Below are 15,495 nucleotides of genomic sequence, written 5' to 3' on the forward strand. Positions count from 1 at the left end.
CGGCCGGAACCGATCCGGCCGGGGCGGCTGTCGTACGGGCGTGCCGCGGGGGTGTCGCTTACGCGAGGGACGCCAGCGCCTGGTTCCAGGTGGCCGACGGGCGCATGACCGCGGCGGCCTTGGCGGGGTCGGGCTGGTAGTAGCCGCCGATGTCGGCCGACTTGCCCTGGACTGCGTTCAGCTCGTCGACGATCTTCTGCTCGTTCGCGGAGAGCGTCTCGGCCAGCGGGGCGAACGCCTTGGCCAGCTCGGCGTCGTCGGTCTGCCGCGCCAGCTCCTGTGCCCAGTAGAGGGACAGGTAGAAGTGGCTGCCGCGGTTGTCGATGCCGCCGAGGCGACGCGTCGGCGACTTGTCCTCGTTGAGGAAGGTCGCCGTGGCGCGGTCGAGGGTGTCCGCGAGCACCTGGGCACGCTGGTTGCCGGTGGTCTTCGCGTACTGCTCCAAGGACGGCACCAGGGCGAAGAACTCACCGAGGGAGTCCCAGCGCAGGTAGTCCTCCTTGACCAGCTGCTGGACGTGCTTGGGGGCGGAGCCGCCCGCGCCCGTCTCGAAGAGGCCGCCGCCCGCCATCAGCGGGACCACCGACAGCATCTTGGCGCTGGTGCCCAGCTCCAGGATCGGGAACAGGTCCGTCAGGTAGTCGCGCAGCACGTTGCCGGTGACGGAGATGGTGTTCTCGCCTCGGCGGATGCGCTCCACCGACAGCTTGGTGGCCTCGACGGGGGACAGGACGCGGATGTCCAGGCCCTCGGTGTCGTGCTCCGTCAGGTACTGCTTGACCTTGGCGATCAGGTTGGCGTCGTGGGCGCGGGTCTCGTCCAGCCAGAACACCGCCGGGTCGCCGGTGGCGCGGGCGCGCGTGACGGCGAGCTTCACCCAGTCCTTGATCGGTGCGTCCTTGGTCTGGCAGGCGCGGAAGATGTCGCCCGCGGAGACCGTCTGCTCCAGGACGACGTTGCCGGCCTGGTCGACCAGGCGGACCGTGCCGGTGACCGGGATCTCGAAGGTCTTGTCGTGGCTGCCGTACTCCTCGGCCTTCTGCGCCATGAGGCCGACGTTCGGGACCGAGCCCATGGTGGCCGGGTTGTAGGCGCCGTGGGCACGGCAGTCGTCGAGCACGGCCTGGTAGACGCCCGCGTAGGAGGAGTCCGGCAGGACCGCGAGGGTGTCGGCCTCTTGGCCGTCCGGGCCCCACATGTGGCCGGAGGTGCGGATCATGGCCGGCATGGAGGCGTCCACGATGACGTCGGAGGGGACATGCAGGTTGGTGATGCCCTTGTCGGAGTCGACCATGGCCAGAGCCGGGCCGTCGGCCAGCTCGGCCTCGAAGGACGCCTTGATCGCGGCGCCCTCCGGCAGGCCCTCCAGGCCCTTGAGGATGCCGCCCAGGCCGTCGTTCGGGGTCAGGCCGGCGGTGGCGAACGTCTCGCCGTACTGCGCGAAGGTCTTCGGGAAGAAGGCGCGCACCACGTGGCCGAAGACGATCGGGTCGGAGACCTTCATCATCGTGGCCTTCAGGTGCACGGAGAAGAGAACGCCCTCCTCCTTGGCGCGGGCGACCTGCGCGGTCAGGAACTCGCGCAGCGCGCCTACACGCATCACGGAGGCGTCCACGACCTCGTCCGCGAGCACCGGTACCGACTCGCGCAGCACGGTGGTGGAGCCGTCGTCGCCCTTCAGCTCGATGCGCAGCGCACCGGCCTCGGAGATCACCACGGACTTCTCGGTGGAGCGGAAGTCGTCCACGCCCATGGTCGCCACATTCGTCTTGGACTCGGCGGTCCATGCGCCCATGCGGTGCGGGTGGGTCTTGGCGTAGTTCTTGACCGACGCGGGAGCGCGGCGGTCGCTGTTGCCCTCGCGCAGGACCGGGTTCACGGCCGAGCCCTTGATCTTGTCGTAACGGGCGCGGATCTCCCGCTCCTCGTCGGTCTTCGGCTCGTCCGGGTAGTCCGGCAGCGCGTAGCCCTGGCCCTTGAGCTCGGCGACGGCGGCCTTGAGCTGCGGGACGGACGCCGAGATGTTCGGCAGCTTGATGATGTTCGCGGCGGGGGTCTTCGCCAGCTCACCCAGCTCGGCGAGGTGGTCGCCGATCCGCTGGTCCTCGGTCAGGTACTCGGGGAAGACCGCGAGGATGCGCCCGGCCAGCGAGATGTCCCGGGTCTCCACGGCGACACCCGCCTGCGAGGCGTAGGCCTGGACCACCGGCAGGAAGGAATACGTCGCCAGGGCCGGGGCCTCGTCAGTGTGTGTGTAAATGATGGTCGAGTCAGTCACCGGGTGCTCCGCTCCACGTCTGCAACATTGCTCGACATCAAGATATCTCGTGATCGACCCTGGCTCGACAGGGGTCCGCACCGACCCGGGACGTGCCGTGTCCGCGCGGGGCGGCCGGGATTTCGCACACGTCCTGGGCCGGGCGTCCGTGCGCGCCGGTGCCGTCGCGCTTCACATGTCCAGCAGAGCGGCGGTGTGCGTGCCGTCCTGCTCGACGACCACCGTCCCGTCGCCGGCGCGCTGCTGCGGTATCACGGCCGAGGCCTGCTGGAGCGCGACCGTCCGGGCCGGCGCCGGGATCCGGATTCCCTCGGCCCGGTAGCGCTTGTGCAGCCGCTTGATGAACTCGTGCTTGATGCGGTACTGGTCACTGAACTCGCCGACGCCGAGGATCACCGTGAAGCCGATCCGGGAGTCGCCGAACGTGTGGAAGCGGATGGCCGGCTCATGGTCCGGGACCGCACCGGTGATCTCCGTCATCACCTCGGCGACGACCTCGGTGGTGACCTTCTCGACATGCTCCAGATCGCTGTCGTAACCGACCCCGACCTGTACCAGGACCGTCAGCTGCTGCTCGGGACGGGTGTAGTTGATCATGTTCGTCCGGGCGAGCTGCCCGTTGGGGATGACGACGAGGTTGTTGGAGAGCTGGCGGACGGTCGTCTGCCGCCAGTTGATGTCCATGACATAGCCCTCCTCGCCGCTGCTCAGCCGGATGTAGTCGCCGGGCTGGACGGTCTTCGAGGCCAGGATGTGGATGCCCGCGAAGAGGTTGGCGAGGGTGTCCTGGAGCGCGAGCGCGACGGCCAGACCGCCCACGCCCAGCGCGGTGAGCAGCGGCGCGATGGAGATGCCCAGTGTCTGCAGCATCACCAGGAAGCCCATGGCCAGCACCACGACACGGGTGATGTTCACGAAGATCGTGGCCGAACCGGCGACCCCGGACCGTGACTGGGTGACCGACCGCACCAGGCCGGCGATCACTCGGGCGGCGCTCAGCGTCGCGACGAAGATCAGCAGCACGCTCAGGATCTGGTCGACGTGGTGCTGCACCGTCCGGGTGAGAGGCAGCAGCGCCGCCGCGGAGGCCGCGCCGCCGGCGATCGCGGCCCACGGAACCACGGTCCGCAGGGCGTCCACGATCACATCGTCACCGCTCCACTTGGTGCGGCTCGCGTGTGTGCCCAGCCAGCGCAGCAGCATCCTCAGCAGGAACGCTCCCACGAGTCCCGCGGCCAGGGCTGTTCCGGCGAGCATCAGGTCGTCGAGGGTGACGGCACGGTTCATCGGTCACCTCCCGCGCCGGAGAGAGGGCCCCAAAACCGGATGTGAGGGTATGTCACCTTGCCACCTGCTCGAATCACGGACTGCACGATCACCTCCGGCGTGCGTGCGCCGCCGGAGCGGGCACTCATCCTGCCGTACGCCGCTGCCGGTCCGTCACCGGGCCGGTCACCAGCAGCCCTTGAGGTCCGGCAGGGCCGCGGGATCCGGGAAGACCGCGAGGTCCGGGACGAGCCGATCCGTGCGCGGGCGTCACAGGTCCGTGAACGACCCGTGCCGTCCGGCCCCCGACGCGAAACGGGCGGCACCCTCCTGGCTCCCGGCCAGTACGTCCATGCCGTACCGCAGTTCGCCCCGCATCGCCGCCGCCTCGTCCAGGCCCTCCTGGTCGAGTACGGAGGCGCGGTCGCCGCGCAGGCACGGCTGCGGGAAGCGGCCGATGAGCGTGGCCAGTTCCTCGGCCTCGGTCCGGGCGCGGCCCGTCGGCACGACACGGTTGGCGAGGCCCATCTCCCGTGCCTCCTGTGCCGTGACGGGGCGCCCGGTGAGGATCATGTCCATCGCCCTGCTGGTCCCGATCAGCCGCGGCAGCCGCACCGTTCCGCCGTCGATGAGCGGAACGCCCCAGCGGCGGCAGAAGACACCGAACACGGCGTCCTCCTCGGCCACCCGCAGATCGCACCACAGCGCCAGTTCGAGCCCGCCGGCCACCGCGTGCCCGGCGACCGCCGCGATCACCGGCTTCGACAGCCGCATCCGGGTCGGTCCCATCGGACCGTCGCCGTCCTCCGCCACGCGGTTGCCGCGCTCGGTGCCGATCGCCTTGAGGTCCGCGCCCGCGCAGAACGTCCCGCCCTCGCCCCAGAGAACCGCCACCCGGGCCGAGTCGTCGGCCTCGAACTCGCGGAAGGCGTCGGCCAGCGCGGCGGCGGTGGGCCCGTCCACCGCGTTACGGGCCTCGGGGCGGGAGAGGACGACTGTGGTGACGTACCCCTGGCGTTCGATCCGGACCGGCATCGGGCTGTCCCTTCGGAGGGCGGGAGGACTGGGCGGGAGGACTGGGCGGGAGGACTGGGCGGGAGGACTGGAAGGCTGGCCCGAATGAGGTTACTCGCGAGTAGATGCGCTGTCCGGCCGATGCGATGTCCGGCCGCCGGCTGATCGGGCCGGCGCCCGATGCTCGGCCGGTCGAGCAGGTGTCCGGCGATCGAACGGTCGGTCCGGTGTCCGGTGTCCATCCGTACCGTCGGCGTCAGATCACCTTCAGCCGCATCAGTGCCCCCAGCGTGAGCGCCCCGGGCAGCAGCGGCAGCCACACCGTGATGATCCGGAAGGCCAGGACCACCGCCGTCGCCACGGCCACCGGGCCGCCCGCCGCGACGAGGGCCACCACCAGGGCCGCCTCCACCGAGCCGATGCCGCCCGGCGTGGGCACGGCGGCGACCGCGAGCGTCGCCGCGAGGTAGGCGATGGCCATGTGCGCGGGCGGGACCGGAAGCTCCATCGCCCGGCCCACCGCGGTCAGCCCGGCCGCCTGCAGTACGGGAAAGGCCAGCGATCCGCCCCACAGGGCCAGCGCCCGGGCGGGCCGGGAGTGCACCGTGCGGGCCTCGTACAGCGCCGTACGCAGGAAGGAGAGCACCGCCGTACGCAGCCGCCGTACCGACAGGAGCACCGCCACCGCGACGCACACCGCACCGGCGGCGGCGAACAGCAGCGGTCCGGCCGCCGAGGAGGGGACGACACCGCCCAGACGCAGCGCGTCCGGGAAGGCGACGAGCAGGACCAGCAGCAGACCGGTCCGGGTGATCGCCTCGGCGAGCATGTACAGCGCGAGCGCAGCCGATGAGCGGGCCAGCGGCACCCCGCACACCGTCATGAAGCGCAGATTGACCGCACTGGCGCCCAGGCCGGTCGGCAGCAGATGGTTCGCCGCGCCCGCCGCGAACTGCGTGGCGAGCAGACGGCGTGCGGGCAGGCGCTGCACCACCGCGCCCTGCCGGGTGAACGCCGCGGCGACCCAGGTCAGACAGGTCGCGGCGGCGGCCACCACCAGCCAGGGCCACTCCGCCGACCGGAGATGGCCGAAACCCTCCGCGAGCACCGACCGGTGCTGCACCGCGACCACGAGCACCAGCGCGAGCGGGACGAGGCACAGGACCTGGCGGACCGGGAGACGTCTGGGGAGTCCCTGAGGGAGACGTACGGCAGTCACATCGGCAGAGGTTTTCCGCGCCGCACCAACGTGAGGTTGCGTGTGTGCGGACACCGCCTGACGTGCCGGGCAAGGCACGGGAGAGCCGGGAGCACCCGGAGCGCCGGGGTACGGACCTGCCGGGACGGCCGTGGCGGCTGGGACTGCAGGGGCTGCGGGGGCTGCGGGGGCGACCCGGGTGCGGGCCTCGGCATCCGACGGGCGCCGGATGCGCCGAAGGTTGACCTCAAGGTTGCTTGAGGTTCTAACGTCTCTCCCATGAGCATGGAGACCACCGCATGGCAGCAGCTGCACAGCGTCATGACCGCGCAGCAGGAGCGCCGCCCCTTCGCCCGCGCCACGCTGAGCCGCATCGGGGCGTTCGCCCGCCCGCACCGCCCCCGTATCGCGCAGTTCGTGGTGGTGAGCGTGGTGACCGCGCTGCTGGCCGTCGCCACCCCGGTGCTGGCCGGCCACGTCGTCGACGCGATCGTGTCGCACGGCGACCGCGGCACCGTCGTACGGCTGTCGTTGTTCATCGCCCTCATCGCGCTCGCCGAGGCGGCACTCGGACTGCTCGGGCGCCGGCTTTCGGCCACCCTGGGGGAGAGCCTCATCCTCGATCTTCGGACGGCTGTGTTCGATCATGTGCAGCGCATGCCGGTCGCGTTCTTCACACGCACTCGTACGGGAGCGCTCGTCTCCCGTCTCAACAACGACGTCATCGGCGCCCAGCGCGCCTTCAGCAACACCCTGTCGGGAGTCGTCGGCAACGTGGTCACCCTGCTGCTCACGCTCGCGGTGATGCTGACCCTGTCCTGGCAGATCACCCTGCTCGCCCTCGTACTGCTGCCGGTCTTCGTCATCCCGGCGCGACGCATGGGCAGCCGCATGGCGCGCCTGCAGCGGGAGGCGGCCGACCTCAACGCCGCGATGGGCACCCGGATGACCGAGCGCTTCTCCGCGCCCGGCGCCACGCTGGTCAAGCTCTTCGGGCGCCCGGACGAGGAGTCCGCCGAGTTCGCGGCGCGGGCGCGGCGGGTGCGTGACATCGGGGTGCGTACGGCGATGGCGCAGTCGGCGTTCATCACCGCGCTCACGCTGGTCTCGGCCCTGGCGCTCGCCCTGGTCTACGGACTCGGCGGCTGGTTCGCGCTCCGCGGCAGCCTTCAGGCGGGTGCCGTCGTCTCGCTCGCCCTGCTGCTCACCCGGCTCTATGCCCCGCTCACATCGCTCGCGGGCGCGCGCGTCGAGGTCATGAGCGCACTCGTCAGCTTCGAGCGCGTCTTCGAGGTGCTCGACCTCGAGCCGCTGATCGAGGAGGCGCCGGATGCGCGGCAGGTCCCGGACGGACCGGTGGCGGTGGAGTTCCAGGACGTCCGCTTCGGCTACCCGGCCGCCGACAAGGTCTCCCTCGCCTCGCTGGAGGAGGTCGCCTCGCTCGACACACGCGGCGGGGCCGAGATCCTCCACGGCATCTCCTTCCGCGCCGAACCGGGGCAGACGGTCGCGCTCGTGGGCTCCTCCGGCGCCGGCAAGTCCACCATCGCGGCCCTGCTCCCACGGCTCTACGACGTCGAGGGGGGCGTGGTCCGCGTCGGCGGCGTCGATGTGCGCGAGCTGAGTGCCGTCTCGCTGCGCGCGACCCTCGGCATGGTCACCCAGGACGGCCATCTCTTCCACGACACGGTGCGGGCCAACCTGCTTCTCGCCCGCCCGGAGGCGACCGACGACGAGCTGTGGGACGCGGTGCTGCGGGCACGTCTCGACGACGTCGTCCGCGCCCTGCCCGACGGACTCGACACGGTGGTGGGCGAGCGGGGCTACCGTCTGTCGGGCGGCGAACGCCAGCGTCTGACCATCGCCCGGCTGCTGCTGGCCCGGCAGCGCGTCGTGATCCTCGACGAGGCCACCGCCCACCTCGACAACACCTCCGAAGCCGCCGTCCAGGAGGCCCTCGCGGAGGCGCTGGCGGGCCGTACCGCCGTCGTCATCGCCCACCGGCTGTCCACCGTACGAGCCGCCGACGCGATCCTCGTCGTGGAGGAGGGGCGGATCGTGGAGCGGGGCACGCACGAGGAGCTGCTGGTTGCGGGCGGGCGGTACGCACAGCTGTACCGGACGCAGTTCGCGCAGGTGGCGGGTGAGGACGGGGCGGACGACGCGGAGGCCGTGGCGTAGACCCCGGCGGGACGTCGTCGTGTTCCCGGTGGGCGCCCGAGCTGGGCGGCTCGTAGCGTGAAGGGGGGCGGCGGAGGGAGAGGCGGCGATGGCGGAGATGGACTACGCGGCGCTGTTCGCCGCCACCCCGAGCCCCTACCTCGTACTGGCCCCCGACCTGGTGATCGCGGAGGTCAACCAGGCATACCTGGACGCGACCAACCGGACCCGGGACGACCTGATCGGCCAGAACATCTTCGTGGCCTTCCCCGACAACCCGGACGACCCGGAAGCGGACGGTGTGCGGAACCTGAACGCCTCACTGCACCGTGTACTGATCTCCCGGCAGCCGGACACGATGGCGCTGCAGAAGTACGACATCCCGGTCATCGGCCGGCCTGGCGCGTTCGAGGAACGCTGGTGGTCTCCCGTCAACACGCCGATCCTCGCTCCGGACGGGAGCGTGGCGTGGATCATCCACCGCGCGGAGGATGTCACCGCCTATATGCAGACCCACGCCAGGGACGGCTGGAGTCCGTCCAAGCAGCTCACCGAGCGCGAGGCCCTGGAGGCGGAACTGTACGCACGCGCCCGCGAGCTCCAGCGGCTGAACGAGGAGCTGCGGCTCGCACACACCCGCGAGCGCACGGTGGCCGTCGCGCTCCAGGAGGCCATGCTCCAGGCACCCGATCTGGCCCACCACGAGAACGTGGCGGTGCGCTATCTGCCGGCGACCGGCTCCCTGAACGTTTGCGGCGACTGGTACGACGTGATCGATCTGTCCGAGACACGGTTCGCGGTGGCGGTCGGTGACGTCGTCGGCCACGGCCTGGAGGCAGCCGCAGTGATGGGGATGCTCCGCAGCGCGCTGAGCGCGGCCACCCGCGCGCTGGAGCGGCCCGCCCAGGCGCTGGAGGTTCTCGGCCTGTACGCCCGCTCGGTCGAGGGCGCGCTGAACACCACCGCGGTCAAGGCCATGGTGGACACGCGCAGCGAACTGATCATCTACAGCAGCGCGGGCCACCCGCCCCCCGTCCTCGTCCACCCGGACGGCACCTACGATCTGCTGGACCAGGCGACGGATCCGCCGCTCGGCGCCCGGCCCCAGCATGTGCCCCGGCCCCAGGCCGGCCAGACCTACACTCCCGGCGACACCCTTGTCCTCTACACCGACGGGCTGATCGAACGCCGTGGCGAGCATCTGGAGACGGGCCTGAGCCGGCTGACCGACGCCCTCTCCCACTACCGCGGCCTCGATCCGGAGCGTCTGTCGGACGCCCTGCTGGCGCAGCTCGGCGTGGCCGGTGGCGCACGGGACGACATCGCCCTGGTCGTCGTCCGTCTGTGACGGCGCGGGCCGGTGTCACGTGACCAGGATCTCCCGGGCAGCCTGTCCTGAAATCCCCCTTTCCTTGATAGAAAGGTCGAATATCTGCCCGATTTCATGCAGGAAAGTCCGCTCATGGCCCACGAGAGCACCACCGACCACCACATATTCGAGATGGACCTCTCCGTCGACGAAGCACGTCGGCGGGCGGAGTTCTTCGCGGCGATGGGACCCGACTGGGACCCGGTGGCGCGGCTGAAGGACGAGAACGAGGCGTACCGGATGCTCTACTCCGGTCTCGACGCCCAGCAGCAGGAGATCTACGACCGCCTTGTGGCGGCCGGAGTGCTGCCTCCCGATCTCGGAGGCGGTCATGCTTCCGATTGATCCCCACGCCGACAGGGCTCGCCGCGCCTGGCTGCCCTGTCCGCACTGCCGCGACCAGGACGGCTGCGAGGCCTGCACCGCGGGCCGCACCTGCCATGTGCACTGGCGGTATCTGCTGTCCAGCAAGGGCCATGTGGTCCATCTGCAGTGCCCGAACTGCGCCCATGTCTGGGACCAGGACACCTCCCGCTGACCGGTCCCTGGCCGGGGCGCGGGATCAGTAGTCCTTGAGCCGGAAGGCGCAGAGCTTCTCGAGGAGCCCGGCGTAGTCCGCGTTCTTGTGCCTGGCGAACTCCTCGTCCAGGTCCGCGTCCGCCCCCTCCGCCTGCAGCCGCTGGGCAATGCCGACCAGGGCGATCTGCTGGCATGTGGCCACGAACTCGCGCAGCTCGCTCTCGTACGCCGTGAAGGCGGCGCGGTGGTCTCCCGCGGCGGCCCGGAGTTCGCCCGCCAGGACATACGCGGCGGCCATGGCCATGGTGGTGCCCATGCCGGAGGCGGGGGAGGCGCAGTAACCCGCGTCGCCGAGGAGCGCGACCCGGCCGTGGGACCAGGACTCCATACGGATGTGCGCCACGGAGTCGAGATGGAAGTCGGGGGCGTCCCACATCTCCTTGAGCAGCCTCGGCATCTCCCACTCCGCGTTCGCGTAGGCGTCGGCCACCAGGCGCTTCTGCTCCGTGACATCGCGCGGAAGGAAGCGCGACGGCGGCTCGGCCGACTCGATACCGATGAAGACGCGCGTCTCCGCGTTGTCCCGGGCGGTCATCACCAACGCGCCCAGCAGGCCGCTGCCCGGCATCGGGTACGCCACTTCCCAGCGGTCCAGGCCGAGATGGTTGGACGCCGACCACACGCCGATATAGCCACCCAGGTGGTGGAGGTGGTCCTCCTCCGGCCCGAACACGAGCCGCCGCGTGGTCGAGTGCACCCCGTCGGCGCCGATGACCAGGTCGAAGGCGCGTGTCGTTCCGCTGCGGAACACGACCCGCACCTCCTTGTCGTCCTGCTCGAGGGCGGCGATGGAGTCGTCGAAGAGGTACTCGATGTCGCTGCCGCCCGCGTCGAACAGGATCCGGGCGAGGTCGTCGCGCAGGATCTCGATGTCGGGACTGTCGATCTGTCCGCCGCTGGCGGTGAACTCGGTGGTCCTGGACAGTTCGTTGCCGTCATGGCCGACGGTCGACATGCCGCGCAGGCCGGTGCACCGCGCGCGTACGGCATCCAGCACGCCCATGCGCTCGGCCACCTCCAGCGCCGGGCCCCGCACGTCGATCGCCTGCCCTCCGGGCCTCAGACCGTCGGCCCGCTCCACCACGGTGACGTCGAACCCGTACCGGCTCAGCCAATAGGCAAGGGTGGGGCCGGCGATGCTGGCGCCGGAGATCAGGACGCTCGTGGCCTTGGGGCTCGTCGGTTCCAAATGGGCGGTCATGGTGGACTCCTCATCGGTCGTCAGGTCTTGCGTGGATCCCAGACTGGCCGACGCCGCCGACGACGCACCGACAGGCCCGGACGGGGAGCCGACAAGTCGCCGACAGGACACCGACGGGACCCGTTCGGCACCCCGGCAGGTGCGGCAAGTCTCCGACGTGCACGGAATACGTGAAGTCAGTGCACCCACACTGAACTATGTGTAATGTGCACGCCGTTCTCGCGTCACCAAGGCCTGTCCCGCCCTACCTGGGAGAAACCATGAACGACGTCGAACCGACGGTCCTGTACGAGACCAAGGACCGCAAGGCGTACCTCACCCTGAACCGGCCGGACCGGCTGAACGCCATCGACTCCCGGATGCCCGGAGAGCTGGCGGCGGCCGTCAAGCGGGCCAATGAGGACTCCGACGTGCATGTGATCGTGCTGCAGGGCGCCGGACGTGCCTTCTGCACCGGGTACGACCTCAAGATCTTCGCCGAGAACGGGCAGGGCGCCCAGGGCTCGGCGGATGGTGACGGGGTGTGGGATCCCATCAAGGACTTCACCGCGATGAAGGGGTTCACCGACGACTACTTCTCGCTGTGGCGTTCGCTGAAGCCCACCATCGCCAAGGTCCATGGCCATGCCGTCGCGGGCGGCAGTGACATCGCCCTGTCCTGCGACCTTGTGATCATGGCGGAGGACGCCCGGATCGGATACATGCCGGCCCGTGTCTGGGGTTGCCCCACGACCGCCATGTGGGTGTACCGGCTGGGCGCCGAACGCGCCAAGCGCATGCTGCTGACCGGCGACACCATCGACGGCCGTACGGCCGCGGAGTGGGGCCTGGTCCTTCAGTCCGTGCAGGCGCAGGAGCTGGACGCGGAGGTCGAGAAGCTCGCGGACCGTATCGCCGGGGTGCCGGTCAACCAGCTCGCCATGCAGAAGCTCATGATCAACCAGGCGTACGACAACATGGGTCTGCACGGTACCCAGATCCTGGCGACACTGTTCGACGGCATCACCCGTCACTCGCCCGAGGGACGCTGGTTCCAGGAGTTCGCCGCCACCCACGGCTTCCACCAGGCCGTCGCCTGGCGCGATTCGGGCCGCTGGATGCCCAATGGAGGCGGTCCGGTGCCGACTCCGGAAGACCTGGAAGACACGGGCACGCTGCCCGGCAAGTGACTGTGAACTGTGGTGTACACGATGGAGCAGGCGGAACGGCCGGCGGCGGATTTTCTTCGGCTGGCGAGCGCGGACTGGGACCATGAAGTCGCTCTCTTCGAAGAGGACAGCCACAAGGCGGCGAAGGGAGAGTTCTTCTATTTCACCTATCAGTCCGTCAAATACCAGACCACCAGAGAGGAAAAGTATCTCGTCTACGGGCCTCCCTGTGTCTCGGTACACCGTCTGACAGGGGAATGCCGGTTTGTCAGTCATCAGGAACTGTGGGCGGCCGGAAATCCCTTCAGCGGGTCGTAGAGGTCGTCACCGAAGCCGGGCCGGGCGCTTGCTGGTTTGACCGGCGTTCAGCCGAGGAACCCATCCGCACGTGATTCCCTCTCACGTCGACGAAGCGCTCCCCGAGCTTGCGCCCTTCGTTCACGCCGTGCAGGCGCGGCGGCCCGACGACGGCACGTGGTGCGAGGCGTGGACGGTGCGGGACGTCCTTGTCCATCAGGCGGGCAACGCCGAGGAGCTGGCCCGGGTGCTCCAGGCGTTCCTCGACGGAACACCGGTTCGGACCAGAGGCTTCGACAGAGAGGCCCCGTACCGGCGGATGTCCGACTCCGAGCTCTGGGCGGCGTTCATGAACCGCTGCGAGCAGCTCGCCGAGACCGCGTCGGCCGCCGCACAGGACCTGGCGCCGGACACGGAGGTGACGTGGACCGGACGGACTGTGAAGGCTCCGTTCTTCGCTGAGCACATGCGTGAAGAACTGATCCTGCACCGCTGGGACCTGACCGGCGACGACCGGACGGCCGTGCAGGCGCTGAACGAGCCGTGGATGACGGAACACAGCGTGGTGTCGGTCGGCAGGCCGTTGCTGGCCCGGGGACATACCGGCCTGGATCTGGGACCGGGCGAACGGGTCGAGGGCCGGCTGCGTACGCCGGGAACGGACGACATCGTCGTGACAGCCGCCGCCGACGGCACCGCTGTGCGGTTCGCCGCGCCCGAGGGTCCGGCCACGATCGAGAGCGATGCGGCCGTACGAGTCCTGCTGTTGTGGGGACGGCGCCCCGCGGACCCCTCCCGCTGGCACAGCGGCGTCGGACCGGAGACCCTGCGCAGGGTGCGGGCCCTCCTGGGCGGCTACTGAGTCGCGGTCGCTCCACGGGTTCAGCCGCCCAGGATGCCCGGCAGGGCGAGCACCCCGAGCGCGGTGGCGCCGAGCAGCACCCACGCCACGTAGTCCCCGAGGTGCCCTGACTGCAGGCGGCGCAGAAGCCCCGCCCGGCCCGGGACTGCCACCCAGTGCGGGCGGGCCACCGCGAGGGCGGCCAGGCTCAGTGCGAGCAGCGTCGACAGCAGGCCGAGCAGGATCCCGGGCAGCGTCCAGTGCACCGGGACCACGGCGGTGCCCGGCCGCGCCTCGTCCACACCGCGGGCCACCGCCTCACCGAGCCCGGGGACCAGACCGACGGCGAGCGCGGCGGCGAGCAGCACGGCGGGTACGGCCGTCATGGTGTCCGGGATCCGGCGGAGCACGCCCTCGGTCTCGGGCTCCTCGTCCGAGCCGCTCGTCTCGTAGCCGTCGGCGTCGGAGGGGCGTGGGCCGAGCCCCCAGAACACCCGCGCGGTCATCCGCAGTACCGCGGCGGCGGTGACCGCCGAGGCGAGGACGTACAGCGCGGTGAGCGGTCCGCCGACGGCCTCCTCGACGAGCGACTTTCCGAGGGCCGTGCCGAACGGCGGTAGGCCCGCGAGGCCGAGCGCGCCCACCGCGAACATCACGCCCACTCCGCGCAACCGGCCCACGGCCCTGCCGTACAGGGCCAGTTCGTCCACGCTCCCGTACCGGTCGAGGAGCACACCGGCACACGCGAACAGGGCGGCCTTCACCCCGGCGTGCCCGAGAATGTACAGCGCCACCCCGGCGTCGGCCTCAGGCTTGAGCACGCCGATACCGATGACGAACAGTCCCATGTGGGCGACGGTGGAGTAGGCCAGCAGCCGCTTGATGTGCCGCTGGTACCAGCACAGCACCGCACCTGTCGCCGCCGTCACGGCACCCAGCACCACCAGGGCGCGCTCCAGGTCGGAAGCCGGGATTCCGCCCGGCCCCGCGAAGACGGTCGTGTACACCCGCCACACGCCGTAGGCGCCCAGCTCCACCATGACGCCCGACAGCAGCATGCACACCGGGGTGGGGGCGACCGCGTGCGCGTCCGGCAGCCAGAACTGGAACGGCACGGCGGCGGCCTTCACCAGCAGACCTGTCATCACCAGCACGAACGCCGCGAGTACCAGGGCGTCCGGCCCGCCATGAGCGTCGAGACCGCGCCCGATCCGCGCCATCCCCAGCTCACCCGTACGCGCGTACAGCAGGCCGATCCCCATCAACAAGGAGTATCCGCCGAGGGAGTTGATGACGCCGAAGGTCAGGGCGCCCTGTACGGCCTTCGCCTCGTCGATCCGGTAGCCGGTCAGCGCGTAGGCGACGACGCCCATCAGCTCGAAGAACACGAAGGCGTTGAACAGGTCACCGGCGAGCGCGAAGCCGCACATGCCCGCCTGGAACACCAGCATCAGGGCCGGGAAGGAGCCGGCGTGGCGGCGCGGCGGCTCATCGAAGTACCGCCACGAGTAGGCGAGTGCCGCGAGCGTCAGCGAAGAGGCGAGGGCTGCCATGCCGAGGGCCGGGCCGTCTCCCACGAGGACGATGCCGATATCGGGCCGCCACCCTCCCGCCACCTCGACCAGGGGTGGCGAGGAGTGGAGCAGCAGCACCAGCGCCAGGGCGGTCCCGCCTGCGGAGACGGCGCACGCGATGGTCTCGGCAGCGCGTCGTGGCAGTCCGCGCCCCGCGGCCACGAGCACCGCGGCGCCCAGCAGAGGCACCGCAGCGAGGAGCGGGAGCAGATGACGCATCAGCCGCGCAGCTCCATCAGCTCGTCGGGGTCGACCGTCCCATGGCGCTTGGCGGCCTGGAGGACCAGCGCGAGCAGCAGCGCCGTGACGGTGGCGCCGACGACGATGTCGGTGAGGGTGAGTGCCTGGACGACCGGATCCACCAGTGGCCGGGTGCCGGGCTTCAGGTCGGAGAAGACCGGAGCGGTGCCGCCGTCGCGGTAGCCGACGGCGAGCAGCAGGACGTACGTCGCCGACTGGCACACGGACAGACAGCCGACGGCGTGGATCAGGTTCCGGCTGGTCGCGAGGCCGTAACAGCCCGCCAGGAAGATCCACACGGCGACCAGGTACGGGAAGACGTGCATCACC

14 protein-coding genes are annotated in these 15,495 nt (G+C 70.5%); 7 read left to right on the forward strand and 7 right to left on the reverse strand.

All coding sequences use genetic code 11. From position 1 onward, the window contains the following. Positions 1-58 precede the first annotated feature (58 nt). The 4 genes from ABZ845_RS14215 to ABZ845_RS14230 form a co-directional block, all read right to left on the reverse strand. Entirely contained in the window at positions 59-2,278 is a 2,220-nt protein-coding gene (locus ABZ845_RS14215; protein ID WP_360978020.1) for an NADP-dependent isocitrate dehydrogenase, read from the reverse strand. 171 nt (positions 2,279-2,449) lie between these two features. Next, entirely contained in the window at positions 2,450-3,565 is a 1,116-nt protein-coding gene (locus tag ABZ845_RS14220) for a mechanosensitive ion channel family protein (protein WP_360978023.1), read from the reverse strand. A gap of 249 nt (positions 3,566-3,814) precedes the next feature. Continuing rightward, positions 3,815-4,579: a crotonase/enoyl-CoA hydratase family protein gene (locus tag ABZ845_RS14225; protein WP_360978026.1), complete on the reverse strand. Its 765-nt coding sequence runs from the start codon at positions 4,577-4,579 to the stop codon at positions 3,815-3,817. A 235-nt stretch (positions 4,580-4,814) separates the two neighbouring features. Further along, complete coding sequence (locus tag ABZ845_RS14230; RefSeq protein WP_360978029.1) at positions 4,815-5,777, reverse strand: lysylphosphatidylglycerol synthase transmembrane domain-containing protein; 963 nt, start codon at positions 5,775-5,777, stop codon at positions 4,815-4,817. Between the two features lie 264 nt (positions 5,778-6,041). On the opposite strand from ABZ845_RS14230, the gene ABZ845_RS14235 reads away from it, so the two are divergent. From ABZ845_RS14235 to ABZ845_RS14250, 4 genes are all read left to right on the forward strand, one after another. Then, positions 6,042-7,937: an ABC transporter ATP-binding protein gene (locus ABZ845_RS14235; RefSeq protein ID WP_360978167.1), complete on the forward strand. Its 1,896-nt coding sequence runs from the start codon at positions 6,042-6,044 to the stop codon at positions 7,935-7,937. Between the two features lie 88 nt (positions 7,938-8,025). Beyond that, positions 8,026-9,264 (forward strand): SpoIIE family protein phosphatase, encoded by a 1,239-nt coding sequence (locus ABZ845_RS14240; protein ID WP_360978032.1) that lies wholly within the window; start codon positions 8,026-8,028, stop codon positions 9,262-9,264. Between the two features lie 114 nt (positions 9,265-9,378). Further along, positions 9,379-9,630 carry a DUF6400 family protein gene (locus ABZ845_RS14245; RefSeq protein ID WP_360978035.1) on the forward strand — a complete coding sequence of 84 codons (252 nt, stop codon included), beginning with the start codon at positions 9,379-9,381 and terminating at the stop codon, positions 9,628-9,630. Further along, on the forward strand, positions 9,617-9,823 hold the full coding sequence (locus ABZ845_RS14250; protein WP_360978038.1) for a hypothetical protein: 207 nt from the start codon (positions 9,617-9,619) through the stop codon (positions 9,821-9,823). The genes ABZ845_RS14245 and ABZ845_RS14250 overlap by 14 nt, the downstream gene beginning before the upstream one ends. A gap of 24 nt (positions 9,824-9,847) precedes the next feature. On the opposite strand, the gene ABZ845_RS14255 is transcribed toward ABZ845_RS14250, so the two are convergent. Then, complete coding sequence (locus tag ABZ845_RS14255; protein ID WP_360978041.1) at positions 9,848-11,065, reverse strand: FAD-dependent monooxygenase; 1,218 nt, start codon at positions 11,063-11,065, stop codon at positions 9,848-9,850. A 260-nt stretch (positions 11,066-11,325) separates the two neighbouring features. On the opposite strand from ABZ845_RS14255, the gene ABZ845_RS14260 reads away from it, so the two are divergent. From ABZ845_RS14260 to ABZ845_RS14270, 3 genes are all read left to right on the forward strand, one after another. Continuing rightward, positions 11,326-12,234, forward strand: a complete 909-nt coding sequence (locus tag ABZ845_RS14260; protein ID WP_360978043.1) for a crotonase/enoyl-CoA hydratase family protein — start codon at positions 11,326-11,328, stop codon at positions 12,232-12,234. A gap of 21 nt (positions 12,235-12,255) precedes the next feature. Next, on the forward strand, positions 12,256-12,531 hold the full coding sequence (locus ABZ845_RS14265; protein WP_360978046.1) for a hypothetical protein: 276 nt from the start codon (positions 12,256-12,258) through the stop codon (positions 12,529-12,531). Positions 12,532-12,601: 70 nt separating this feature from the next. Then, positions 12,602-13,372: a maleylpyruvate isomerase N-terminal domain-containing protein gene (locus ABZ845_RS14270; RefSeq protein ID WP_360978049.1), complete on the forward strand. Its 771-nt coding sequence runs from the start codon at positions 12,602-12,604 to the stop codon at positions 13,370-13,372. 20 nt (positions 13,373-13,392) lie between these two features. Here ABZ845_RS14270 and ABZ845_RS14275 read toward each other — a convergent pair whose 3' ends face one another. Then, positions 13,393-15,144: a proton-conducting transporter membrane subunit gene (locus ABZ845_RS14275; protein ID WP_360978052.1), complete on the reverse strand. Its 1,752-nt coding sequence runs from the start codon at positions 15,142-15,144 to the stop codon at positions 13,393-13,395. Continuing rightward, positions 15,144-15,491: a sodium:proton antiporter gene (locus ABZ845_RS14280; RefSeq protein ID WP_360978170.1), complete on the reverse strand. Its 348-nt coding sequence runs from the start codon at positions 15,489-15,491 to the stop codon at positions 15,144-15,146. The genes ABZ845_RS14275 and ABZ845_RS14280 overlap by 1 nt, the downstream gene beginning before the upstream one ends. Positions 15,492-15,495 lie beyond the last annotated feature (4 nt).

The sequence above is a fragment of the Streptomyces sp. NPDC047022 genome (genome assembly GCF_040644155.1).
Taxonomy (GTDB): domain Bacteria; phylum Actinomycetota; class Actinomycetes; order Streptomycetales; family Streptomycetaceae; genus Streptomyces.